Here is an 880-nt window from a genome sequence, read left to right on the forward strand (position 1 = left end):
GGCTCTGTTGCAAAAATCGTGAAGCTTGAGCATGCTTGGCGGAGATTGGACGGACGGAACGATGACGGATTTCAAGTGGCGCCATTTCCAGGGTGATGTGATCCTGTGGGCGGTGCGCTGGTATTGTCGCTATCCGATCAGCTATCGCGACCTTGAGGAAATGCTGGCGGAACGCGGCATTTCGGTCGACCATACGACGATCTATCGCTGGGTCCAGTGCTACGCCCCGGAGATGGAGAAGCGGCTGCGCTGGTTCTGGCGGCGTGGCTTTGATCCGAGCTGGCGCCTGGATGAAACCTACGTCAAGGTGCGGGGCAAGTGGACCTACCTGTACCGGGCAGTCGACAAGCGGGGCGACACGATCGATTTCTACCTGTCGCCGACCCGCAGCGCCAAGGCAGCGAAGCGGTTCCTGGGCAAGGCCCTGCGAGGCCTGAAGCACTGGGAAAAGCCTGCCACGCTCAATACCGACAAAGCGCCGAGCTATGGTGCAGCGATCACCGAATTGAAGCGCGAAGGAAAGCTGGACCGGGAGACGGCCCACCGGCAGGTGAAGTATCTCAATAACGTGATCGAGGCCGATCACGGAAAGCTCAAGATACTGATCAAGCCGGTGCGCGGTTTCAAATCGATCCCCACGGCCTATGCCACGATCAAGGGATTCGAAGTCATGCGAGCCCTGCGCAAAGGACAGGCTCGCCCCTGGTGCCTGCAGCCCGGCATCAGGGGCGAGGTGCGCCTTGTGGAGAGAGCTTTTGGCATTGGGCCCTCGGCGCTGACGGAGGCCATGGGCATGCTCAACCACCATTTCGCAGCAGCCGCCTGATCGGCGCAGAGCGACAGCCTACCTCTGACTGCCGCCAATCTTTGCAACAGAGCC

1 protein-coding gene is annotated in these 880 nt (G+C 60.6%); it reads left to right on the forward strand.

The window, feature by feature from the left end; all coding sequences use genetic code 11:
* Positions 1 to 61 precede the first annotated feature (61 nt).
* Positions 62 to 826: an IS6-like element IS6100 family transposase gene (locus PV766_RS24065; protein WP_001389365.1), complete on the forward strand. Its 765-nt coding sequence runs from the start codon at positions 62 to 64 to the stop codon at positions 824 to 826.
* The last annotated feature ends 54 nt before the right edge of the window (positions 827 to 880 follow it).

This window comes from Rhodococcus sp. As11 (assembly GCF_048957735.1).
Classification (GTDB): domain Bacteria; phylum Actinomycetota; class Actinomycetes; order Mycobacteriales; family Mycobacteriaceae; genus Rhodococcus; species Rhodococcus gordoniae.